The sequence below is a fragment of the Paucilactobacillus salsurae genome, assembly GCF_054784995.1.
The window spans coordinates 36,374-60,457 of record NZ_BAAHWX010000007.1 but is presented as its reverse complement, the minus strand read 5'-3'; the positions used below and the strand labels follow the sequence as shown (position 1 = coordinate 60,457).

The 24,084-nt window shown below is 39.3% G+C and carries 23 protein-coding genes; 4 read left to right on the top strand and 19 right to left on the bottom strand.

Annotation, left to right across the window (positions count from 1 at the left end; all coding sequences use genetic code 11):
- Positions 1 to 77 precede the first annotated feature (77 nt).
- From hpt to pth, 8 genes are all read right to left on the bottom strand, one after another.
- Positions 78 to 626, bottom strand: coding sequence for a hypoxanthine phosphoribosyltransferase (hpt, locus tag ACYVQZ_RS07205; protein ID WP_461240731.1), 549 nt, complete (start codon positions 624 to 626; stop codon positions 78 to 80).
- A 13-nt stretch (positions 627 to 639) separates the two neighbouring features.
- Positions 640 to 2,004, bottom strand: a complete 1,365-nt coding sequence (gene tilS, locus ACYVQZ_RS07200; protein ID WP_461240730.1) for a tRNA lysidine(34) synthetase TilS — start codon at positions 2,002 to 2,004, stop codon at positions 640 to 642.
- Positions 2,005 to 2,025: 21 nt separating this feature from the next.
- Positions 2,026 to 2,508 (bottom strand): S1 domain-containing RNA-binding protein, encoded by a 483-nt coding sequence (locus ACYVQZ_RS07195; RefSeq protein WP_461240729.1) that lies wholly within the window; start codon positions 2,506 to 2,508, stop codon positions 2,026 to 2,028.
- Positions 2,509 to 2,617: 109 nt separating this feature from the next.
- Entirely contained in the window at positions 2,618 to 3,025 is a 408-nt protein-coding gene (locus tag ACYVQZ_RS07190) for an FtsB family cell division protein (protein ID WP_461240728.1), read from the bottom strand.
- Between the two features lie 114 nt (positions 3,026 to 3,139).
- On the bottom strand, positions 3,140 to 3,412 hold the full coding sequence (locus ACYVQZ_RS07185) for an RNA-binding S4 domain-containing protein (RefSeq protein WP_461240727.1): 273 nt from the start codon (positions 3,410 to 3,412) through the stop codon (positions 3,140 to 3,142).
- The gene (locus ACYVQZ_RS07180; RefSeq protein ID WP_461240726.1) at positions 3,409 to 4,992 is read right to left on the bottom strand and encodes a polysaccharide biosynthesis protein; all 1,584 of its coding nucleotides are present in this window, start codon (positions 4,990 to 4,992) and stop codon (positions 3,409 to 3,411) included. Before ACYVQZ_RS07180 ends, ACYVQZ_RS07185 begins: the two co-directional genes overlap by 4 nt.
- Complete coding sequence (mfd, locus tag ACYVQZ_RS07175) at positions 4,967 to 8,509, bottom strand: transcription-repair coupling factor (protein ID WP_461240725.1); 3,543 nt, start codon at positions 8,507 to 8,509, stop codon at positions 4,967 to 4,969. Before mfd ends, ACYVQZ_RS07180 begins: the two co-directional genes overlap by 26 nt.
- A gap of 13 nt (positions 8,510 to 8,522) precedes the next feature.
- Positions 8,523 to 9,080 (bottom strand): aminoacyl-tRNA hydrolase, encoded by a 558-nt coding sequence (gene pth, locus ACYVQZ_RS07170; RefSeq protein ID WP_461240724.1) that lies wholly within the window; start codon positions 9,078 to 9,080, stop codon positions 8,523 to 8,525.
- A gap of 259 nt (positions 9,081 to 9,339) precedes the next feature.
- Here pth and ACYVQZ_RS07165 point away from each other — a divergent pair, with 259 nt between their 5' ends.
- Both ACYVQZ_RS07165 and cbpA read left to right on the top strand, forming a co-directional pair.
- Complete coding sequence (locus ACYVQZ_RS07165; RefSeq protein WP_461240723.1) at positions 9,340 to 10,296, top strand: L-lactate dehydrogenase; 957 nt, start codon at positions 9,340 to 9,342, stop codon at positions 10,294 to 10,296.
- A 173-nt stretch (positions 10,297 to 10,469) separates the two neighbouring features.
- Positions 10,470 to 11,111 (top strand): cyclic di-AMP binding protein CbpA, encoded by a 642-nt coding sequence (cbpA, locus tag ACYVQZ_RS07160; RefSeq protein ID WP_461240722.1) that lies wholly within the window; start codon positions 10,470 to 10,472, stop codon positions 11,109 to 11,111.
- Between the two features lie 50 nt (positions 11,112 to 11,161).
- Here the strand turns inward: cbpA and ACYVQZ_RS07155 are convergent, their stop codons facing one another.
- From ACYVQZ_RS07155 to ACYVQZ_RS07125, 7 genes are all read right to left on the bottom strand, one after another.
- Positions 11,162 to 11,566 (bottom strand): type II toxin-antitoxin system PemK/MazF family toxin, encoded by a 405-nt coding sequence (locus ACYVQZ_RS07155; protein WP_461240721.1) that lies wholly within the window; start codon positions 11,564 to 11,566, stop codon positions 11,162 to 11,164.
- Between the two features lie 121 nt (positions 11,567 to 11,687).
- Entirely contained in the window at positions 11,688 to 12,803 is a 1,116-nt protein-coding gene (gene alr / locus ACYVQZ_RS07150; RefSeq protein WP_461240720.1) for an alanine racemase, read from the bottom strand.
- 4 nt (positions 12,804 to 12,807) lie between these two features.
- Positions 12,808 to 13,170: a holo-ACP synthase gene (gene acpS, locus ACYVQZ_RS07145; protein ID WP_461240719.1), complete on the bottom strand. Its 363-nt coding sequence runs from the start codon at positions 13,168 to 13,170 to the stop codon at positions 12,808 to 12,810.
- Between the two features lie 159 nt (positions 13,171 to 13,329).
- The gene (gene cshA / locus ACYVQZ_RS07140) at positions 13,330 to 14,841 is read right to left on the bottom strand and encodes a degradosome RNA helicase CshA (protein ID WP_461240718.1); all 1,512 of its coding nucleotides are present in this window, start codon (positions 14,839 to 14,841) and stop codon (positions 13,330 to 13,332) included.
- Positions 14,842 to 14,978: 137 nt separating this feature from the next.
- A complete protein-coding gene (locus ACYVQZ_RS07135) occupies positions 14,979 to 16,355 on the bottom strand; it encodes a UDP-N-acetylmuramoyl-tripeptide--D-alanyl-D-alanine ligase (protein ID WP_461240717.1) in 1,377 nt (458 codons plus the stop codon).
- A 108-nt stretch (positions 16,356 to 16,463) separates the two neighbouring features.
- Positions 16,464 to 17,363: a zinc metalloprotease HtpX gene (gene htpX, locus ACYVQZ_RS07130; RefSeq protein WP_461240716.1), complete on the bottom strand. Its 900-nt coding sequence runs from the start codon at positions 17,361 to 17,363 to the stop codon at positions 16,464 to 16,466.
- Between the two features lie 23 nt (positions 17,364 to 17,386).
- On the bottom strand, positions 17,387 to 17,950 hold the full coding sequence (locus tag ACYVQZ_RS07125) for a LemA family protein (protein WP_461240715.1): 564 nt from the start codon (positions 17,948 to 17,950) through the stop codon (positions 17,387 to 17,389).
- Positions 17,951 to 18,065: 115 nt separating this feature from the next.
- Between ACYVQZ_RS07125 and ACYVQZ_RS07120 the strand changes: the two genes are divergently transcribed.
- On the top strand, positions 18,066 to 18,533 hold the full coding sequence (locus tag ACYVQZ_RS07120) for a low molecular weight protein-tyrosine-phosphatase (RefSeq protein WP_461240714.1): 468 nt from the start codon (positions 18,066 to 18,068) through the stop codon (positions 18,531 to 18,533).
- Here the strand turns inward: ACYVQZ_RS07120 and ACYVQZ_RS07115 are convergent.
- Entirely contained in the window at positions 18,530 to 19,228 is a 699-nt protein-coding gene (locus ACYVQZ_RS07115) for a class A sortase (protein ID WP_461240713.1), read from the bottom strand. The genes ACYVQZ_RS07120 and ACYVQZ_RS07115 overlap by 4 nt on opposite strands.
- Positions 19,229 to 19,424: 196 nt before the next feature.
- Between ACYVQZ_RS07115 and ACYVQZ_RS07110 the strand changes: the two genes are divergently transcribed.
- Complete coding sequence (locus tag ACYVQZ_RS07110; RefSeq protein ID WP_461240738.1) at positions 19,425 to 20,579, top strand: MFS transporter; 1,155 nt, start codon at positions 19,425 to 19,427, stop codon at positions 20,577 to 20,579.
- A 42-nt stretch (positions 20,580 to 20,621) separates the two neighbouring features.
- On the opposite strand, the gene ACYVQZ_RS07105 is transcribed toward ACYVQZ_RS07110, so the two are convergent.
- The 3 genes from ACYVQZ_RS07105 to pyrG all read right to left on the bottom strand — a co-directional run bounded on the left by ACYVQZ_RS07105 (position 20,622) and on the right by pyrG (position 24,035).
- Positions 20,622 to 20,867 (bottom strand): type B 50S ribosomal protein L31, encoded by a 246-nt coding sequence (locus tag ACYVQZ_RS07105; protein ID WP_461240712.1) that lies wholly within the window; start codon positions 20,865 to 20,867, stop codon positions 20,622 to 20,624.
- A gap of 103 nt (positions 20,868 to 20,970) precedes the next feature.
- The gene (gene murA, locus ACYVQZ_RS07100) at positions 20,971 to 22,245 is read right to left on the bottom strand and encodes a UDP-N-acetylglucosamine 1-carboxyvinyltransferase (protein ID WP_461240711.1); all 1,275 of its coding nucleotides are present in this window, start codon (positions 22,243 to 22,245) and stop codon (positions 20,971 to 20,973) included.
- Between the two features lie 191 nt (positions 22,246 to 22,436).
- Entirely contained in the window at positions 22,437 to 24,035 is a 1,599-nt protein-coding gene (gene pyrG, locus ACYVQZ_RS07095) for a CTP synthase (protein ID WP_461240710.1), read from the bottom strand.
- Positions 24,036 to 24,084: the final 49 nt, after the last annotated feature.

The following is a 24,084-nucleotide window of genomic DNA, read 5'->3' as shown; positions in this document are numbered from 1 at the left end:
CCTCCTATCTCAGCGCATACCGCCAATATGCTTGATGAAAATTATCATAGCACAGTTGACTATTCCTGACTATTATTTTATCGGCCTGTCTGTGTGTATACTTCTGGTTTCAAAACGCCAACATATGGTAAATTGCGATAAAGCTCTTGATAATCAAGTCCGTAGCCAACCACGAACTCATTTGGCACGTCAAAGCCAATATAATCCGCTTTGACATCCACCAAGCGACCCTCAGGTTTATCTAATAAAGTACAAACTTTAACTTCTTGCGCATGGCGTTGCATGAGTAAATCTTTCAGATATTTTAATGTTCGACCAGTGTCAATAATATCTTCGATAATCAGGATATCGCGTCCAGCAATATCCGTGGTCAAATCATGTAATAAATCGATACTACCGCTAGATTCTGTCCCGCCGTGATAGCTCGAGACATCAATAAAATCCAGTTGGGCATAAACGTCCATTTCCTTAATGACATCAACCGTAAATAAAATGGCGCCTTTTAAAACAGAAATAATGACTGGTTTCTTACCTTGGTAATCAGCTGTGAGCTCTTTACCAAGGCGAACGGCTGCTTTTCTGATATCATCTCTACTATATAAAACACGTTCAATATCGTTGTTCATTTTTTTCTCCTTATTATCGAGTACAAAATAATACCGATTTCCAACTTGTTTGATAATCGTCTGGTCGTTTAAACCAACTAAACTTTTGTCCCACAATCCAGATAATTTGATCTTGTTGGGTGACAATCACAGGCTGTGTTTGTCGCTCTTCAGTTGGTACCTTATGATCAATTAAGATCCGGCGCACTTTTTGATGTTGATCACCCTTCAGCCGAATAGCATCATTTGCGTGCCATAAACGAAGCTGCAATGGGAAGGCCTTAGGTGGTAACCATAACTGTGTCATCACAGTATCCGGTTGAGCTGGTGGCTGTTCAAAAATACCAATTTTCATATCTTGAACCGTTAACCATTGATTGATTGGCGCGATCTGTGTATCAGACAACACTGCTACACCTGTCGACAATTGTCTTTCCTGAACGCTTGCCACTTGGTAGCGTTTTACCATTTCATAATCGGTACCAATCAAAACTTTACCCTGTGGTTTGCCATTATTTAAAAGCAATTGTTGCATTTCATCAAGCAAACGGTTCGGGTATCTCTGAATATGATGATCAGATAGCCAATTCTGTAAAATCAACTTTTGTTGATTTTGGGCAACCGCATTAAATTTGGGAACATTGAGCAGCAATGGCGGATCCACTACTTTGTGGTAACTTTTTGTCACTGTCTGTGATACGATCTCTAGCACCGTTTTTAGTTGATCTTGATAGTCTTCAAAATGGTGTAGAAATTGTGCATTCTCGGCACTAAGTTCAGGCACAATTTGGTGCCTGAACCTGTTTCTTTGAATTGTTAAGTCCTGATTCGTGACATCTTCAAACCAATCAACATGTTTTTCTTTGGCATAATCTGTCAATTCTGCTTTCGTAAACGAAAGTAGCGGGCGAATCAAAAGACCATTACCAAATGGTCGATTAGGCTGCATCCCCAGCAACTGATGTAATTGACCACCACGCACAAATTTCATTAACGTCGTTTCAATTTGATCATTTAAATGGTGCGCCGTTAATAAAAATTTAGCCTGATACTCATTCATCAATTTCGCAAAAAAAGTATAGCGCTGTTCTCTGGCTGCAGCTTCAATTCCTTTTTGTGGATGATCGTTTTTCGGCCAGTGCGCTACTTCTAACTTCAAACCATGTTGCCGACAAAATTCACGTAAATATTGCTCTTCTGCGACACTTTGCTCTCGAAGCTCATGATTCATATGCGCGACAACCATGTGTGGCTTGTCTCGTTTCAGGTTCATGAGCATCGTCAATAAGGTCATTGAGTCAACACCGGTGGATACCGCCACAATAGCGGTTTGATCTGCATGGAAAAAACCTTGTTTATCTAAATTTTGATAAAATTGCTGACTGATTTTTTCATCCATTGTGTAATTTCCTAAACGTAATTAACTGCGTCGACCACCACGACCGCCACGTTTTCCTTCTGTGTTTCTTCTAATTGTAGATAATCTAGATTCACTTTCCTTCAAGAAACCTGAAAGCATTGAATCAAAATCATCTTTTTCTTTTTGAGGAGCTGAATGGTTAGCCGAGGATGACTGGCTAGGACGATGATTGTTATCAGCGCGATGATTGAAATGGCCGTTATTTGCTGGACGGTGGCTTGCATGCGCATGTTCTGGCTGTGCAGGACGTTCTTCAGTTGCTTTGATTGATAAAGCAATCTTACCGTCGTCGCCAATTGAGACTACTTTAACTTTAACCTCATCACCAACGGATAACACATCATGAATATCTTTGACAAAACTATTTGATACTTGACTGATATGAACTAACCCAGTCTTGTGGTCGTCTAAATCAACGAACGCACCAAAATTTGTAATCCCCGAAACCTTACCCGAAACAATTGAACCTACTTCGATTGACATGAAAAAGAAGTTCCTCCTTGAATATTGTAAGTTGAGTATAGCACATAACTAAAAACAACCGCTACCGCAAAACTGCGAGTAACCGGTTGTTTTAATTTGTGTTAATTTTTTACTTTTGATTAGCGGTATTCATTGTTTTTTCACTAGTTGGCAAATTGTAAACTGTTTCGCCATCTTTAGCATAGTAATACTTTTGGCGAATGACTTTTTGTAAATAATCATCGTCATTTAACAGTTTCACTTGCCCGGCTAATTTTGTATTTTGTTTCTTCGTATTTTTTAACTTCGTTTGGCTCTGGGTAATCTGAGTATTCACATGATGCAAACTGGCCTTACTCTGGATAATTTGAATACCAAAGAACAGCACAAAGACCAAAAAGACACTAATAATGCCATAGAATCTTTTTTTGCGAATCGTCATCAATTGCTTGCGAAGCGCATCTTTAGATTGCTCTTCTTCAAACACTTGTTGCGAATATGTTGTATGCAGTTGTGAAACCTTGCCACGATTTTGCATAATAGTGATTACTCCCCTTAACCTTTCATAATAGTTCGATTATAGCAATCACCCGATTATTTGTCTATAACAATTTGCGTTCTTATCGGAACTTTACCCTGTTTATAACTAATTTTATTTGTGGCGAAAATCTTGTTCGTACTGCTCGTCGACAATCCGGTACATTTGTTGTGCTTCATCTTTTTTAGTTGTTTCAAAAATGTTCAAAATTTCAATGGTTTCTGTCTTATTACCAAATTTAATGATCAATTGATCACCAACGCTAACGTTGCTGGATGATTTGGCAACTCGGTCATTGACCATAATCCGACCTTGATCTGAAATTTCCTTAGCTACGGAGCGTCGTTTAATAATGCGTGATACTTTTAAAAATTTATCTAGTCTCATGATGTTCTCCTATTTTCCACTCGTTTAATTAATTTTAACACGTGTTTACCACCCGGAATGGTCACTAATTCTGCAATTGTAAATAAATGTAATTGCCAAGCTGTCAAACCCACTACCACAATGGCAACCAAAATGGTACCAAACACCACGCCAAGCATTGCCGGCCGTGATACTCCCAATAGTTGTTCTAGGAAATATTTAACAACTGCTGCCACTATCATCATGACAACATTGACAGCAATCAGTTTACTAATAAATCCAACTTTTAACCCTGTTGGCAACTGTTGCTTTAGGATTGCACCAAGCACAATAATCAACATCACCATGAGGCTGATGACCGTCGTCGTGCTCGCACCAATAATGCCTAACTTTGTCACTAAAATATAATTCAAGCCTACTTTGGCAATGATCCCTGCAACTAAAGCATAGACGGTGAGATTAAAGTAATTGATACTTTGCAATACCGCACTGTACACATTGACCATCGACGCTAACAAAATGCTAATAACGCTCACCTGTAATGTTAATACTTGACTGCGGTCGACAAATAATAGTTGATTAATTTGCGGCATTAAAACAATTAAACCGCAAGTTGCCAAACTCGCAATGGTCACCGATACATGAACTAAAGCTTGCAAGATGCGCTTAAATTGAAGCATCTGACCTCTGACAAAAGTCTGACTAAGTGCCGGTAAAATGGCCGCACTAAACGATGTTGCAATGACTAGTCCCAGTTGTAAGAGCGGTTGATTACGGTCATAAATTCCCTTAAGTTGTCTAGCAACTTCATCAGATAGGCCTTGGTTCAACAAGCCACGATAAACTGTAAACGAATCCACCAGTTGTAGTAACACCATCATCGCCGCAAATAAACAGACAATCATCCCTTGCGTCAGTAATTTTTGTAAGACAGTCGTCCACTTAATGTCTGAGCGGGTATGCGTTCTTAAAATTGGTAACCAAGCTTTTCTTAGGCTAATACTAGCCGCAGCTTGGGCCACAAACGCACTTAACATGGCATAAAAACCCATTTGGTAAATAGACCACTTCATGGGCACAAATAAAACAGCCACGGCAATCACAATTGAGACGCGAAATACTTGTTCAACCAGTTGAGAAATGGCCGTGGGCGCCATTTGATAACGGCCCTGTTCTAATCCACGTCCGACAGCTAAAAATGGCAACCAGACAAACATCAGTGCCACTGCTCGAATGGGGAGCTTTAAGTTTTCATCGCCCATTGCTAGCGCCAATTGTGGTGCAAAGAGCCAACAGCCAATCATTAAAATAATTCCAATTACCGCTAAACATTTGAACAACTGTTTAGCTAGTGCCATTTGATTTTCTGGCCGTGATTGAGCAATCACTTTGGAAATATAAACTGGCAAGCCACTGAGTGCCAGACTAACGCCAATGCCATATAGCGGGTACACTTGCTGATACACATAAAAACCCGTGTTGCCCACCAAATTTTGTAAGGGAATGCGGTAAACCGCACTTAATAGTTTGGCGATCAATGAAGCTAATGACAAAATAAGGGCGCCATTTAAAATTTTATGCAGTCGTGGTGTCTTTTTCATTAGTTTCTCCTGCTTGCAGTTGGTCGGCTAAAGCCGCCACAAAGGTAATTAATTGATCTAACCAATCTTGTTGCGTCATTTTTGGTTGAATCACTAATTTGACCACTAAATGGTCTTCTTCTTGATTAACTGCCGCTCTAAATTTAGTCAACGACAGATTCTTTAATACTTCACGGGAATTAATCTGCTCACTGCCTTGTGCTGACATCGTCACAAAAATATTGTCTTTTTGACGACGAATGCGCGTCAATAATGCTAAGTCAGCATAGAATTTTAGTTTCCCGATCTCGAGTAAATTAGCGACTTGTTGTGGATATTCTCCATATCGATCAATCAGGTCACCTTGAATTTGCATGAGTTCGTCAGCATTATCAATGCGCCGAATTTCTTTATACATTTCAATTTTTTGACGTTGATCTTCAATGTAGTCACTTGGTAAGTATGCTTCCACACCAATTTCAATTTCGGTATCCGACTTGTTAACCACATGTTCGCCGCGCTTTTTCTTCACCGCGTCAGCTAACATTTGTGAATACAGATCGTATCCGACAGAATCAATAAAACCGTGCTGTTGTTTTCCTAATAAATTACCCGCACCGCGAATTGATAAATCACGCATCGCAATTTTAAAACCGGATCCTAGTTCGGTAAAGTCACGAATCGCAGCTAATCGTTTTTCACTAACTTCGGTCAACACTTTATTCGCTTGATACATAAAGTAGGCATATGCGACACGGTTACTCCGGCCAATGCGTCCACGAATCTGGTAAAGTTGTGCTAATCCCATTCGATCAGCATCTTCCACAAATAGGGTATTCACGTTAGAGATATCAACCCCAGTTTCAATGATTGATGTTGTGACCAACACATCGTATTCGCCACGAATAAAGTCATATAAAATACCCTCTAGTTGAGCTTCTGACATTTGACCATGAATATAACCCACGCGCGCTTCTGGGATGAGGGCTGAAATTTGGCTCACCGTTTTTTCAATATCGGCGACGCGATTATGCAAGTAATACACTTGACCACCGCGTTGCATTTCGCGCATCACGCCATCGCGCAAGGCCCCAGCATTTTGTTCCATGACATATGTCTGAATTGGAAATCGTCCTGCTGGCGGCGTTTCAATGACTGACAAATCACGCACGCCTAGCATTGACATGTGGAGCGTTCGCGGAATTGGGGTTGCTGTCAATGTTAAAACATCTACATTTGATTTTAATTGCTTCAATCTTTCCTTGTGTTTAACGCCAAACCGTTGTTCTTCGTCAATAATCAACAGACCCAAATCATGAAATTTAATGTTTTTAGACAAAATTTTATGTGTCCCGACCACGATATCACACTGACCATTTTCCAATTCGCGTTCTGTTTCACGAACCTGTTTAGCTGTTTTAAAACGTGACATTAAGCCAATGGTGACGGGATATCCTTCAAAGCGCGCAGACATTGTATCAAAATGTTGTTGAGCCAAAATCGTGGTTGGCACTAAAAATGCCACTTGTTTTCCTGCTTCAACTGCTTTAAATGCAGCACGGAGCGCCACCTCGGTTTTACCATATCCCACATCCCCGACTAATAGCCGATCCATTGGTTTGCTTTTTTCCATATCATGTTTAATTTCTTCACTACTGCGCAGTTGATCGGGCGTTTCCGTATATGGAAAATCATTTTCAAATTCTAATTGATAGTCATCATCTTTAGGAAACGCATAGCCTGTCTGAGCTGCTCGTTGCGCATATAAATCAACCAACTCGTCGGCGATGTCTTCAATTTTTTCGGCAACGCGTCGTTTAGTTTTAGCCCATTCATTACCACCTAATTTATTAATATGTGGTGTTTTAGATTCAGATGAAACATATTTTTGCACTAAGTTAAGTTGTGATACCGGCACAAAGATTTGGGCATTTTTTTGATAATCAATCACCATGTAGTCTTGATGGACACCATCCACTTCCATGGTTTGAATTCCTTTAAATTGTCCGATCCCATGGTTAACGTGCACAACGTAATCACCTGGCTTTAGATCAGTGTAGCTCTTAATTCGTTCGGCATTGGCTAGTGTTTGATGACGGACCTTACGCTTTGTGACCCGTTTGAACATTTCTGCTTCTGTAATCACAACCAAATTAGCACTCGGTAATTCAAATCCATTTTGTAACCCGGCATTGATAATTTGGGTAATGTTTGGTTGAATTTCTGTTTCTTTGACAATCGTCACATCAATATCAAAGTCGAGCAATGTGTTTTCAATTTTATCCACTCGTTTGGGATCGGCAATCATTAACACAACCGTTTGCTGTTGTTTTTTAAACCGTTGCATTTCGGTTTTCATCAGTGGCATTTGACCGAAAAATTGTTGCATTTCGCGCATCGGGATTTCGGTTAACTGTGAAAAACGCAGTTGTCCCATTCCCTTTTGGAACATCGCAAAAAAAGCCTGGGCGTGATGATCACCCTTGATGAGTGCTTCCAAATCGTGCCCTAAGGTTGCAGTTGAAAATAACTGATAGGTCTCCACTTGGTCGGTTAACCAGTGGGCTTCGTCTTCATCTAATTGTTTTTGTGTTTCCAATAACCGTTGATAATCGTCAACATATAACACGCCATTGTCTGGCAAATAGTCAATTAACGATGCCGGTTTTGAATACACAAGATTAGCAAATTCCATCATTTCTGGAGCTAAATGATGGTTGTCTAATTGTTTGATTAATGGTGAAATCGTACTTTGCAGCTTCGCTTGATTTTTTTCGTCATCAATCTTTTTTAAGGCTTTAGTCAATTGTTGACTCATTTGCTGACTAATAGCTTCAAAATCACTCACATCAGCAATGAAATCAGTGGCCGGCAATACCGTGACCTGTTCAATATTTTCAATACTCTTTTGTGAACTAACTTCAAATGTTCGCAATGAATCCACTTCAGTATCAAATAAATCAATTCTGACCGGATCATCCATATTGAGTGGATAAATGTCAATAATTGACCCGCGAATGGCAAAATCACCTGGTCGAACTACCATCTTTTCGTAAGCATATCCCATTGCATTTAAACGCAATCTGATCTGCTGTGGATCAATTTCACTATCTAAATTAATACTAAAAGCTGCTTGAGCAAACGTTTCTGGTTGTGGTAATAATTTTTTAAGACCGGAAGCAGACGTAATCACGATACAATTTTGCTGTTGTTGCAGTGCATTTAATGCCTCCACCCGTTGCAGCCGAAAATCTGGAGAACTAGTCGCTACTTCAGCGGCCACTAGTTCTTCTGCAGGGAACTCATACACTTGATCTTCGGGCAGTCGATTCAGTAAATCACCAGCTAATTGTTGCATGTGAAATAAACTATCCGTAATCACAATCTGTGGTCCGTCTAGTTCTTCTGCCAAACTGCTTAATAGTAAGGTTCTTGCTGAGCCGACAATTGTCGTAATTAACTGCCGTTTGCCGGGCAGCAGCGCTTGTTTAATTTGTGAATATTCCGGAATATTGCGAATTAAATCTTCTAATTCCACTGGTTTACCCCTTTTAATTGTACTTATTCATTAATTGATCAAATGTTTCCCCTGCTAACCAATCTTCTAATGCACTAACGGCGGCAATTTCACCATTCGCAAATTGTTTTTGCTGTGCAGTAGTAAATTTACCAAGCACGTAGTCAATCACTTTACTGCGATCTGGGTGATCAATACCAACCTTAACGCGATTAAAATATTGATTTCCTAATGCATTAATAATACTTTTAATACCATTATGACCACCAGCTGAACCATGGGTCTTCAACCGAATTGCGCCAATTGGTAGATCCATATCATCATGAACCACTGTCAAATCGGTGGGCTCGATGTCGTAATAATCCATCAATGGTTGCACGCAACGCCCTGAATCATTCATATAGGTGGATGGTTTAACAATTAAAGTTTTTTCTCCATTAATCATACCATCAGCCACCATGCCCTCAAACTTGGTTCTTTTAAAAGTTAAGCTATGCTTATCTGCCAGTGCATCAACTACCATAAAACCTGTATTATGTCTCGTTTTGTCATACTGTGGTCCAATGTTACCCAAACCTGCAATTAATTTCATTACTTTTTTCTCCTAATTTTTTTAACTTTCATGCCATTTTTTAAACGACCAAAAAGCCGAACGGGATACATAACCGTCCAGCATATATTCGGTGACCATTATAAACTAGATTGTCTGAAAACGAAATATATTAGTTTAACACCATGTGAATGGTATAGTCCCTATGTTTGCAGATTTTTTTGAATATTTCACTTAATTTATAGTGGTTCATGATATAATGGTATCGTTCGAAATTTGTTATTTGAAAGGATGAATTATAGTGACTAACAACAAACATCAAAAAGTCGTGCTTGTCGGTGACGGAGCCGTTGGTTCTAGTTACGCATTTGCAATGGCACAACAAGGTTTAGCAGAAGAATTTGTCATCGTGGACGTGATTAAAGAACGGACAGTTGGAGATGCGCTTGATCTCGAAGACGCAACCGTATTTACTGCCCCAAAGAAAATCTACTCAGGTGAATATTCAGATTGCGGCGATGCTGACCTAGTTGTCATTACTGCTGGTGCCCCACAAAAGCCTGGTGAAACACGTCTTGATTTAGTTGACAAAAACTTGAAAATTCTATCAAGTATTGTTCAACCAGTTGTTGATTCTGGTTTCAATGGTATCTTCCTTGTCGCTGCTAATCCAGTTGACATCTTAACTTATGCTACTTGGAAATTATCAGGATTTCCAAAGAACAGAGTTATCGGTTCAGGTACTTCCTTAGATTCATCACGCCTTCGTGTTGCTTTGGCTAAGAAGCTTGATTTAGATCCTCGTGATGTTAACGCCTATATCATGGGTGAACATGGTGATTCAGCATTTGCTGCATACTCTGCAGCTAATGCTGGTGGAAAATCAATCATTGAATTGGCTAAACAAGCAGGCGTTTCATTCGATGATCTATTGAAGATTGAAGACGAAACTAGAAATAAAGCTTATGAAATCATCAATCGTAAGGGCGCTACTTTCTATGGTGTTGCTACATCATTGATGCGTATTACTAAAGCAATCTTACGTGATGAAAATGCTGTATTGCCTGTTGGTGCTTCACTTGAAGGCGAATATGGTTTAAATGACATTTTCATTGGTACACCAGCTGTTATCAATGCTTCAGGTCTCGATCGTGTTATTGAAGTACCACTTGATGACCGTGAAAAAGATTTAATGGCTAAATCAGCTGCTACATTGCGTCAAATTACTGCAGATGGTATGGCTAACCTTAACAAATAATTTTAATTGTAAAGTTATTTTTAAAAGCTACAACCGCTTGGTTGTGGCTTTTTTTCTGAAAAAATTCCGCTTTTTTCTCATGATTTTTTCTCATCTTTTTCTAATAAAAAGACGGATAGTATGCTATGATAATGGGTAGACTAAATTAATAACAAGATTTCGAGGTTTTTTGCATGTTAATTAAATCGTTGGTCAAAACAAAAGACCAATTAACGACACTCCACGAAGATGTCACTCTTGAACAAGCTCTAAATATACTAGAAGAATCCGACTTTCGCTGTGTCCCTGTTCTGGACCAGAGTAGTCAAATTTTTCGCGGTAATATTTATAAAATGCATATTTATCGCCATAAGTCTCGTGGCGGTGATATGCAACTACCAGTGACCACCCTTTTAAAAAATTCCACCAAGTTTATTTCAGTCAATGCCGCTTTTTTCAATGTCTTTTTCTCAATTCGAGACCTTCCCTATATTGCAGTCTTAGACGAACAAAGCAAATTTTATGGTATTTTAACCCATACTAAATTATTGAACATGCTGGCTGAAGGCTGGAATGTTCACGCTGGTAGTTATGTGTTAACTGTCACCACACCCGATGAACGCGGATCATTAGTAACCATGGCTAAAGCCATCACAAAATTTAGCCCGATTGCAAATTGTATTTCATTAGATCTGCAAGAACCAAATGTGATGCGCCGTATTTTGTTCACTTTACCTGCCAATGTTGATGAAGCTAAACTTAAAAAAATAGTGAAATCCCTGAAACGTAAAGGCTTTGATGTTCCTGAGATAGAAGATTTACATTCAACATTATAAAAAGAGTTGCGACTTTAATCAGTCACAACTCTTTTTACTTGTTTTCCTTTTTAACGGTATGTACTACTCGCCGCTTTTTGCGGTGAATTTTCAGATTTTTGACTAAGTAAGCCGATACTGACTTGAAGGGAATGATCAACACGCTTCATAATGCTATCTTCAAGATGGGTGACGCGATCTCTTAATCGTTGCTTATCAATCGTTCTAATTTGTTCCAATAAAATCACAGAATCACGTTCAATACCAGCATGCTCTGAGTCAATCAGCACATGTGTCGGCATTTTTGGCTTTTGCATCCGGGCTGTGATGGCAGCTACAATCACAGTCGGACTATAATGATTTCCAATATCATTTTGAATAATGAGAACTGGTCGCATGCCACCTTGTTCTGACCCAATGACTGGCGACAGATCGGCATAGAAGACATCGCCCCGTAAAATTTCAACTTTTGCCATCACAACACCTCCCAACTCATCAAGCTAATTGCCTTTGTTTTGCTGTGAAACAAAATTAATTTCGTTGATTATACCACAATAACACGTTTTAGTAACTGTCTTAGCAACACTAATCTAGTAATTAAAGATACTGACGGTCAACCCGTTCAGCCATCTGCGTCATAATTTCATAATTAATTGTACCTGCATATTCAGCAATATCTGTACTTGTAATTTGTTGCTGACCATTTTTTCCCATGACAGTCACCTTTGTTCCAATTGGATATTTTTTTGGCAACCGGATCATCAACTGATCCATGCAGACGCGGCCAATGATTTCACATTTTTGACCATCCACCAGGACATAGAATCCTTGCATTCGTCGCGGGTAGCCATCGGCATATCCTAACGCTAGTGAGCCCACCCATTCATCCTGCTTTGCAGTATAGGTTGCCCCATAGCTCACTTTATCCCCAGTGTGAATTTGCTTAACAAAACTTAGTTTAGTTTCTAAGCTAGCAGCTTGCTGGAGTTCATATGGAGATGGCAAACTACTTCCTGATGGATTCATACCATACATTGCTGCTCCAAAACGAATCATATTTCCATCTGCTTTAAGATGCCATAAGCTAGTAGCCGAATTAGCAACATGCACATACTTGGGCCTTGTCTCAACAACCTGCATAAAGTTCTGCCAGCGATTTACCTGTACATCAAAATGATGCCTGTCTTTTTCATCCGCAGTAGCAAAATGGGTAAAAAGACCCTCAAAAATGAATTCAGGTTGTTTAATCATTGTCAGAGCTTGTTGAAATTCAGCGACCTCTGTAAACCCAATCCGTCCCATTCCTGTGTCAAGCGCCAGATGCACTTTCAGTGGTGGTAAACTACTTTGTGCTTGTATAACGGATTGATACGCCATCATCCATGACACGCTGCCTACCGTTAGTGAGATATCATTCTGACTGGCCAAAACCGCTTTTTCTGGTTCCGTAATCCCCAGCACTAAAATAGGAACCGTTATTCCAGATTGACGTAAATAAAGAGCTTCGTCCAAAATGGCCACACATAATCCCGTCACTCCTGCTTCAATAACTGTTTGCGCAACACGCAAAAGCCCATGTCCATAGGCATTAGCTTTTACAACCGCAAAGATTTGTGTTTGGTCGTCCAAGAGTTTTCTTTCTTCAGCAATATTATGCTTAATTGCTGATAAATCCACGACTAACTTAGTTGCTCGATTCTTTCCGATGACCATTTTTCTACAATGACTCCCTTTCCAAGGTAACTTGTGCTAAAGCATACTCATTAGTATGCGTAATCGACAGATGAATATTACCATCAAAAACCGCTGTTTGCGCAACGGGTTTGCCATTTTCATCATCAAGAACCGCTAGATCTTGAAATGAAAATTGGCTGCCAATTCCCGTCCCAAGTGCCTTACTAAATGCCTCTTTGGTCGCATAGCGTCCAGCTAAATATTCAAGTTGACGCCGGCCTGTTAAGGCTTGATACTGTGACAATTCGACCTCAGTTAAAATGCGCGCAGGAAACTGAAGATGGTTAGCCACTAACTCTTCCACTCGTTTCATTTCAGTTAAATCAATTCCAATTCCTGCGATCATTTTATTAAGTCCTTTGACAATTATTTTAACGTTTCGAATGCCCTAAATTATAGCAAAACACACTATTAGTGACAAGAAAACGCCAATGTTTTTATGTAATGAAAAATCCATGCGCTTTGTTAAACACACGGATCTATCGGATAGTCAGGTTATCAAACCTTAACTTTGTTTTTTATGAATATTGTAGCCATGTCGCGTCGAATGACTGCTACCATGGTTATCATTTCGCCGACTACTACGACGGTGATTAGAGTTACCGCGGTAACCGCCACCATTGCCACGGCCATGACCTGAACCGCCACTACGGTGTCTTGAATAATGTCCGCCACCGTTTGAATGTTGTTTGCGATGAGGTAATGGGCGTTCTGGTGTAATCTTAACAGGAACAGAACTAGCATCATCTTTAGTCACATCATTCAATAATGCTGCTACTAAATCAATTGCTTCAAAGCGATTGAGTAATTCTTCGGCTTCTGCAGCGTATTTATCAGTATCTGTTTTTTGGACTAAGCCTTCAATATCACCTAAAGCCGCCGCAATTTGCCCTTTAAAGGCTTCTTCTTGCGTTGGTGGCTTCAATGGTAACATTCTAACCTTCGTTAGTTTTTCAATTTCACGAAGATAATCCATCTCATTTGGTGTGACAAAGGTCAATGAAACACCGTGGTGTCCGGCACGACCAGTTCTCCCAATTCGGTGAACATAACTGTCTGGATCCTGTGGAATATCATAGTTATAAACATGCGTAACACCCGAAATATCCAAACCACGGGCAGCCACGTCTGTTGCCACCAAAATGTCTAGCTTTCCAGCTTTAAAACGACGCATGATTTGACTACGACGTTGTTGTGTTAGATCACCATGAATTCCCGCAGCGTTATAGCCACGAGCGATGAGACCTTTTGATAATTCATCAACACGACGTTTTGTGCGACCAAATACGATAGTTAGATCTGGATCTTGCACATCAATTAAACGCGTCATAATATCAAATTTTTCGAATTCACGAGCCCGAACATAATACTGATCAATCAATTCAGTCGTTAATTCCTTGGCCTTAATCTTAACTTGTTTAGGATCCGTCATAAATTGGATTCCAATTCGTTTGATTTCAGGTGGCATTGTGGCTGAAAATAGTAATGTTTGCCGACTTGATGGTGTCTTTTTAATAATTGATTCAATATCTTCTAAAAAGCCCATGTTCAACATTTCGTCAGCTTCATCTAACACTAACGTTTGTGTTTCTTCTAATTTAACGGTTCGCCGATTAATATGATCGAGTAATCGACCAGGTGTCCCGACTAAAATTTGTGGATGATTTTTCAAGTTGTTAATTTGACGGCGAATATCAGCACCACCATACACAACTTGTACTTTAATTTTCTTATCTTTTCCCAACCGATACAATTCTTCTTGAGTTTGAATTGCTAATTCTCGGGTTGGTGAAATGATCAGCGCTTGAATCGCGGGATTATTGGTATCCACGTGTTCAATAATTGGTAACCCAAAGGCAGCGGTTTTTCCTGTCCCTGTTTGAGCTTGACCAATCACATCTTGGCCATCAAGAACCATTGGAATCGTTTGTTCTTGAATGGGTGTGGCTTCTTCATAACCACTGCGCTTAATTGCTTTTAATAGGTCTTCTGAGAGGCCTAATTCGCTAAACTTCAAATATATTTCCTCCTGTAATTGCGAAAAATTAATCAAGACAAAATCCGTTGTCCATACCGGTTAATTTCGTGAAAAATAAAATCTACAACCTTGCTAGTATATCCTTTGTTTGAAGACAACACAAGAAAAAAGAAATTTTAATTGGTTTGTAAACCAGTTAAAACATCTTCTAAATGTAAGCCATGACTTGCCTTAATCATGACAATATCATCTTTCGTTACTTCTTCTTTTAAATCCATGATTAACTGGCCTTTTTCTTCAACGCTATAGTAATGAATAGCCGCATCTGCGTAAGACTTTTCTAAAACTTTTTTTAAAGCCAACATATGAGAACCAATTAAATACACACTCTGTATTTTTTTTGGATTCAACTCACTAGCCAGTGACGCATGCATCTCATCTGCTTGTTGTCCTAGTTCCAGCATATCTCCCAGTACTGCGATTCGTTTGCCTGTTGTGGTTGTAGCTGCAAATGCATGCAATACTTGTTTTGCTGCGGTAGGGTTTGAATTATAAACGTCACTTAAAATTTTACCACCGTTAGCACCACTTACCCATTGAGCACGATTTTCAGTTAATTCCACATTTTTTAGGGCCGATTGCATATTGTCCGCGGAAATATGGAGAAGTTTGCCTGCGCTAAGCGCTGCTAAAGCATTGTTGACATTATATTCACCAATCATTGGTAATGTGAATTCACGATCCGGCCATTCATTCACACTAAATGTAATACTATGATCGTTTAATTGAACACTGGTTGCGTATAAGTCATTTTCCAACTGTCTTCCAAAACTTAATTTATCTTGAGTAATTGTCTGTGCGCGTTCTTGAAGTAATGGTTCATCCCCATCAAAAATAAAGGTCCCATCTTCTTGTAGCCCGTGCGTAATTTCCATCTTCGCATCGGCAATTTTATCGCGCGATCCGAAGAACTCAATATGGGCCTCACCAATCATCGTGATTACTGCAACATTGGGTTGCACCATTTTACTGAGAAAATCGAGCTCACCAAAATGATCCATACCCATTTCAACTACGACTGCCTCTGTATTGGCATCCATGTTCAATAGTGTAACTGGTACCCCAATCTGATTGTTAAAATTCTCATAGGTTTTTGTCACGTTCATTTGTGTAGCTAAAATTGAAGCAATCATGTCTTTCGTTGTAGTTTTACCGTTACTACCTGTAACTGCAATCACTAACGGATTAATTTTACTGAGGTAATATTTTCCCAATTCTTGAAGAGCTGTTAGCGGATCATCAACAACTAACACCGATTGGTTATTTGTATCTAAAGGATGGTCTTTACTCCAAAAGCTAGCCGTGGCACCATTTTGAAAGGCACTATCCACAAATCGATGGCCATCTTGTTGACCAACTAGTGGGACAAATAAAGCGCCCGGTTCAACTTGACGACTATCAAATGCAACACTGGTCACTTCCACATCAGCAAATGCGCTAATATCATTTTCAACATTTACCGCTTTAGCAATTTCTGCTAATTTCATTTTCATATACTAATTTACTCCTTCGTTCACTGTCCAAGTCGGACTAACTAAGACATTATAGCATGTTTATCTTGTTATTAAAAAAAAGAAATCCGTTAGTTAACGAATTTCTTCTTACATTGCTTGTAGTCGTTTGATGCGTTCATCCATCGGTGGATGCGTATCGAATAAATGAGCGAATGATTTTTTCTTTTTTAATGGGTCTGAAATATAAAGTGCAGCACTACTTGCATCAGGCCGTTTCATTGGTTGCGCATTGGAAATTTTTTCTAGCGCTGAAATCAAACCTTGCGGATCACGAGTGAGCTCGACGCTACTAGCATCCGCTAAATACTCACGATTTCTAGATAGGGCCATTTGGGCGATTGACGCGGCTAATGGTCCCAAAATGACAATCAACAACGACAAAACCATCATAATAATTTGCAGATAGCCACCACCTTGGTTATCACGATCACGGCCACGACCGCCACCCCACCAAAAGGAGTGCATTCCAATATTGACTAACATAGCGATCACAGCCGAAAGTGCTAGGGCAATGGTTTGCAGGCGAATATCATAATTACGCACATGCGACATTTCGTGGCCCATCACGCCTTCCAGCTCCTCACGATTTAATTGCGATAAAATTCCTGTAGTCGCCGCTACTGCAGCATGTTTAGGATCATTCCCCGTCGCAAAAGCGTTTGGACTTGGATCATCAATAATGTAAACTTTGGGCATTGGGACATTGGCAGCTAGTGCCATATCTTCAACCACGTGAAAGAGTTCCGGTGCCTGGTTAGCATCTGTAATTTCTCTGGCATGATTCATACTCATCACAACACTTGTGGACTGTGAAATCATCATCGTCATATAAATGCCACCGATGATTGCCGCCATAATAACTCCAGCAGCCATACTATTAAAAAAGACATAGCCAATTGCCGCGCCAATTAAAACGACCAGCAAAATGAAACCGACCATCACATAAATTGTTCTTCGTTTATTTTGTGCAATTTGCTGATATAGCATGAACATGTTCCTCAAATCTAAAATTAATTATCGAATGAAACCTTTGGTGTTGCCTTTTCTTCTTCTGGTACCTGTAAATAATTGACCTGTGTAAAATGGTGAATACCAGCTACAATGTTAGTTGGAAATGATTGAATTTTCATATTCAAGTTAGCAGCTGTTGAGTTAAATAATTGACGTGAATAGGCAATCTTATTTTCTGTATTCGTCAATTCTTCCATCAATTTTGTATATTCTTGACTAGCTTTCAAATCAGGGTAATTTTCTGATAGGGCAAAAATCGTTTTTAATGAGTCAGAAATTTGATTTGAAACCTTCATCGTTTGTTCATGGTCATCAGCGGGCACTTGCGTCAATTGATTCCGCAATTCAACCACTTTTTCCAGTGTTGATGATTCGTACTTACCATAACCCTTTACTGTTTCAACCAGATTAGGGATTAAATCATTTCGCCGCTTCAATTGAACATCAATTTGGCTCCAAGATTCTTGTGTGTGAGTTCGTGCCCGGATCAAGCCGTTATAAATCCCGGCGTAGACTGCAATTAATAAAACGATAATCAAGACAACAATAATGATTGTAATCATTTCAGTTCCTCATTTCTGTTATAGTTAATATTATGGTATCGCATTGTCCTACAATTGAAAAGGACTCCTTATTTACTTTATTAATAATTAACTTATGAAAGGTTGTTATCTCCACATGAAAATTTTATTTGTTTGTTTAGGAAATATTTGCCGTTCACCAATGGCTGAAGCGATGTTTCGTCAAATGATTGCAGATGCTGGTTTATCAACTCAAATTACTGTTGACTCAGCTGGAACGAGCAATGAAGAAGAAGGGCATCGTGCACATCCTGGAACGCGTGAAATACTTCGCGCCCACAACTTGTCTGATACAGGGCTAATCTCAAGACCAATTCACCAACATGACTTCGCTACCGCTGACTACATCATCACAATGGATGATATGAACATGGCTGATGTAAAACGGATGGCCCCTGAAAATGCACATGCCAAAATTTGCGCCATTTTTGATTTAGTGCCCAGCAAAAAAGGCCAGGCAATCCCTGACCCTTGGTACACCCATCGTTTTCAAGAAACCTATGACTCATTGTCCGTAGCATTACCATCATGGTTATCATTTTTTAAACAACAACTCTCAGATTAATTATTATATTTAGCACTTAAATCATGTTGCACTTTTTTAGGTGCCTCTTTAAAACTCATCACCTTGGCTAATTTTCCTCTGATCATCAGACGATTTGTTCCTGTTGCATCACAAGTAATTAAAGTAATGATTTTTTTTGTTGGGGTATCTTTAACAACGTCTACTCTTGTTGCCTTGATAAATTTACGCTGCGTAAGCTTATATTGATAAACGTGTTTCATATCTGATACATAAATTTTTTGCCCAATCTTTGCTTTTTCATAAAGTGGTGAAAATAATACTTTTTTATCCACCATATGGTGACCGGCAAGTGCATAATTACCTTGACCCATTTTCATATCTTCTCGCATCGTCCCTGCTGCAAGAGCTAACACAACATTTGAAACTCCCTTGGCAATTGGCAAGTTTAGTTTAATAGAAGGAATTGATATAACGCCAATAACATTTAACTTTTGTTTACTCATCCGTGCTTTTGCTACTGTTTGAAAATCTAATGACTTAACCTTGCTAAAATCATAATTACCCGCCTTTTTTTTATTTTTTTGTATCGTACTTTGGCTCACTTTAGGTGCATAGCTATCGACTAGATAATTTTTAATCTGTTCATTAAAGATGAGACCAATCGACACTAAGACCAAAAGAGTAAATACGATTCGCCAAACCCATTTTTTTACAGTTGAACGTCCTTTTTTCATAACATCCTCCAAGTTTAATTAATATCAAATGAAAACAGTGGTAACATATCAATATTAATTTATTCATAAGTGAGTATACCTTAAATCCAAAAAAATGAAAGGATCCGTGCTCAAAGTGCAGTCACTCAAACATAAAATTTTTCGTCCTCGGGCCATCTGGGAAAAGAACTTAATCGTTCTGTGGTTTTCCGTTTTTATGGCGGGCATGGCCTTTTCAGAAATTATGCCGTTCATGTCCCTTTATGTGGATACCCTCGGCCATTTTAGTAAAACACAGCTTAATTTTTACTCGGGCTTGGTCTTTTCTGTCACCTATTTAGTTACGGCAGTGGTTTCACCCTTTTGGGGTAAGTTAGCTGACAAGTATGGTCGAAAAGTCATGATTTTACGTGCTTCTGCCGGAATGGCAGTTGTATTGGCACTCATGGGCCTAGTAACAAATGTTTGGCAGTTAATTGCCCTAAGGTTTATTCAAGGTATTTTTTCTGGTTACATTAGTAATTCTAATGCCTTGATTGCAACGCAAACGCCTAAAGAAAAAAGTGGCCGCGCGCTGGGAACTCTGATGGCCGGAATTACAGGTGGTAATTTGTTAGGACCATTGCTCGGTGGTACGCTAGCCTCTATTTTTAGTTACCGCGTTACTTTTTTTATTACGGGTGCTTTATTAGGAATCGTATTCATCCTGAGTCTGTTATTTGTGAAAGAAACTAATTTTCAGCCACAAACTGCTAACAAGGGCCTTTTTACTACTAGTGGTGTTTTGAAATCCTTAAAAAATCCACAAATGATTTTTGGGATGTTGCTCACGACTCTGATTATTCAAGCTTCTAATAATTCGATTACACCTATTATTTCTTTATATGTTCGTCAGTTGATGCATCATAGCGGTAACGTCACTTTTGTCAGTGGCATCATTGCTGCCGTCCCAGGAATTGCAACCATGCTGGCAGCACCGCGACTTGGTGATTTAGGAGATCGGGTCGGTACGGAACGTATTTTAACCATTGGTTTTATTTTAGCAATTTGTTTCTTTATTCCGACGGCCTTCGTTAAAAACGTTTGGGAACTTGGTATTTTACGCTTTTTAGTTGGTATTTCAGATGCCACCATGATTCCACAAGTTCAAACATTACTGACAAAAAATACCCCGACAATGGTGACGGGGCGTGTCTTTAGTTGGAATCAAAGCTTTCAAGCCATTGGTAATGTTTTAGGGCCAATGATTGGCGCAGCCGTTTCTGGATTTTTCAATTATGGTGCCGTTTTCCTATCCACTGCGGTGTTGGTTTTCTTGAATTTCATGTTATTTAGAATGAATGTTTTACACACTCAAAAAGCAGCCAAATAAAAACAGGATTGAGCCAATGCTCAATCCTGTTTTTATTATTTATTATTTCAAGCCATACTTCTTGTTGAAACGATCGACAGCACCATCTGCTTGAGTAAACTTTTGTTTACCAGTGTAGAATGGATGTGAATCTGAAGTAATTTCAACACGGATCAATGGGTATTCGTTACCGTCTTCCCATTTAACTGTATCTTCAGAAGTTGCGGTTGAACCAGAGATAAACTTAAACCCAGTTGCTGAATCTTCAAAAACAACTTGGTGGTAATCTGGATGAATTCCTTGTTTCATTAGTATTTCGCTCCTTTGCCATGAATCATTGCCTGAGACATAGTTATTAAAATCATTAACCATATTAGGTTAACACGAATCATTTATTTTAGCAATACCTTTATCAGGCTTCTACTTCGGCATCGTCTTCAATGCTGACGTCGGCATTTAACCGGCCCAACTTCCAAACAATGCGGTCATAACCGCGTAAGATGTTATCAGCATTACGTATAACCGTTTTACCCTCTGCAATTAAACCAGCAATCATTAAGGATGCACCCGCTCTAATTTCACCAGCATCCACAATTGCGCCATGTAGCGCACTTGTATGATCAACCAAAATCACGTCATTTTCAACACGAATATCCAGTCCCATTCTTTGTAATTCTGGAACATGTTTAATCCGTTGTGGATAAATGGTGTCCACAATCACACTTACACCTTCGGCTCGTGATAGAAGTGGTGTAATTGGTTGCTGTAAATCAGTTGCAAATCCCGGAAATGGCATTGTTTTAATATTGATTCCTTTTAATTGGTCACTTTTTGGTACATATATACTATCTTCATCAATCTGTAAATTAATGCCCATTTCAATTAACTTGCTGGTGAAAGACTCCAGATGTTCGGGAATAATATTGTGTAACATCACACCATCGCCCATTGCAGCAGAAAGTGATAAGTATGTGCCAGCTTCAATCCGATCTGGAATAATTGTGTGCGTGTTCATTGAGCGGAGAGAGTCTACACCCTCGATTCTGATGACATCTGTTCCTGCACCACGAATTTTTGCACCCATATTATTCAAAAAAGTAGCAAGATCAATGATTTCGGGTTCTTTGGCTGCATTTTCAATCACGGTAGTGCCTTCTGCACGGACGGCAGCCAAAATACTATTAATGGTTGCCCCAACTGAAACAACATCCAAAAATACTCGTGCACCGTGTAACCCATCTGGTGCGGTGATGTTAACTGTCCCTTTCCGATCATCGATGTGGGCGCCTAATGCTTTGAAGGCCTTAATATGTTGATCAATTGGACGTGGGCCGATATTATCCCCACCAGGAAATGTTAATTTGGCCCGGTGGAACCGTCCCAAAAGTGCACCCATGAAATAATACGATGCTCTTAAACTTTTAATCGCCTTACTTGGTAATTCTGCTTCTTCAATTTGAGTAGGATCAATTGTTAAATTGCCATGATTAAATTGTGATGTGACATTCATAGATTTTAAAATAATCATCAAATTATGAACATCCAAAATGTCTGGTACGGTATCAAACTGTACAGGGGTATCTGCCAAAATGGCTGCTGGTATCAAAGCGACGGTACTATTTTTGGCTCCGCCAATCGTAATTTCGCCTGATAGCCGTTTTCCTCCTTGAATGATCATCTTTTTCATTGTTACATTTCTCCACTCTAAAACTAGTCCGTTGTTTAAAAAACAATCATCTGTAATGATAAAGAAAGCCACTACAAATTACAACCGTTTGAGCGAATTCATTTATTAAATTCTGATAATTATTACTTTTGAAGTTATCTCTAAAGGCACAAAAAAACTGCGATTTATTCGCAGTTTTTTTATACTGTTGATTACATTTCGCTTGCAGCTTTGACAAACGCTTTAAATAGTCCTTCTGGACGATTAGGTCGTGATAAAAATTCAGGATGGTATTGTGCAGCCACGAAAAACTTCTTTTGTGGTAATTCCACAACTTCGACTAACCGATTATCTGGTGATGTTCCAGAAAAGACCATCCCATGTTTCGTAAATTCTTCCCGATACTCATTATTAAATTCATAACGGTGACGATGACGTTCGCTGATTTGTTCCTGATTGTCATAAGCCTTGGCAGCTACGGAACCTGGCGTCAACTTACAAGGATAAGCGCCCAAGCGTTGTGTGCCACCCATATTTTCAACATCTTCTTGATCCGGCATTAAGTCAATGATGTTATGTGGCGTGTGAGTATTGATTTCAGTCGAATTGGCGTCTTTTAAGCCGACAACGTTACGGGCAAATTCGACACAGGCCATTTGCATGCCTAAACAAATTCCCAAATATGGCACATCGTTTTCCCGAGCGTATTTAATGGCGGCAATTTTTCCTTCAATACCACGAGTACCAAAACCACCAGGCACGAGAATCCCAGCAAAGTCTCCTAACAATTCTGCCACGTTTTGTTCATTAACATCTTCTGAATTAAAATGCTTAATTTCAACGTTGGCGTTCACAGGGTATCCTGCATGTTTTAGTGCTTCATTAACTGAAATATAGGCATCTTGTAAATCAGTATATTTCCCAACCATCGCAATTTTGATGGTATTTTGTAAATGCATCACCTTTTCAGTCATTGCTTGCCAATCAGCCATATCTGCCGCTGGCGCATCAATCCCTAAATGATCACAAACAATTTGATCCATGTTTTGTTTTTGTAAATTCAAAGGAATTTGATACAAAGTATCCACATCGCGCGATTCGATCACGGCTTCTGGTTGCACATCACAAAACAGTGCAATCTTTTTGCGCATATCGTCAGTAATCGCTTCTTCAGTCCGAACCACCAAGATGTTTGGTTGAATTCCTAAACCACGTAATTCTTTCACACTGTGTTGAGTTGGCTTAGTTTTCATTTCGCCAGCAGCTCGTAAATATGGAATGAGCGTGGTATGAATATACAAGACGTTTTCCGCCCCAACATCACTTTTCATTTGGCGTAATGCTTCCATGAATGGTAACGATTCAATATCACCAACAGTTCCACCAATTTCAGTAATCACAACATCAGAATCAGTACTCGTTCCGGCACGCATAATTTTATCTTTGATTGCGTTAGTAATATGTGGAATTACTTGGACAGTTGCGCCCAAATAATCGCCATGCCGTTCCTTTTGTAAAACTTCTGAATAAATTTTCCCGGTTGTTACGTTAGAGTATTTATTTAAATTGATATCAATAAATCGTTCGTAGTGCCCTAAATCAAGATCTGTTTCGGTGCCGTCATCAGTCACAAAGACTTCACCATGTTGGTAGGGACTCATCGTCCCCGGATCGACATTAATATAAGGATCGAATTTCTGAATAGTAATCTTCAATCCCCGATTTTTTAATAGTCGACCAAGTGACGCTGCCACAATTCCCTTACCAAGTGACGAAACAACCCCGCCTGTTACAAAAATATACTTTGTCATTCTTATGCTCCTTTGGGAAAATTTTGAGGGTGACCACTGTTAAAAAAAA